The following is a 260-nucleotide window of genomic DNA, read 5'->3' as shown; positions in this document are numbered from 1 at the left end:
AAAAATCAGACTCGCGGATACTGTTAAACAAATACTCCCAAAACTCGCGCGACCGGGCTTGCTCATTACCGTCCCAAATCGTCGCCAGCAATCTTTTACGCTTATCGGTAATGACCTCTACCGGCGGCAATTCCGGCAACAACTCATTAAACAGCTCAACGATTTTATTGACCGGGCAATTGCTCGCGGGCGCGGCGGAAGAAGCGCTATCATCCTCAAGCCAATGCGCATTAAAGCCCTGCCAGCCCCTAAGGCAACAA

At 51.2% G+C, this 260-nt stretch carries 1 pseudogene; it reads right to left on the bottom strand.

Features of this window, described 5'->3' with window-relative positions:
- Positions 1 to 260, bottom strand: a pseudogene (locus AXE65_RS13860) (hypothetical protein); the annotation flags it as partial.

This window comes from Ventosimonas gracilis (genome assembly GCF_001580025.1).
Taxonomy (GTDB): domain Bacteria; phylum Pseudomonadota; class Gammaproteobacteria; order Pseudomonadales; family Pseudomonadaceae; genus Ventosimonas; species Ventosimonas gracilis.
This window is presented reverse-complemented; position numbering and strand designations above follow the sequence as displayed.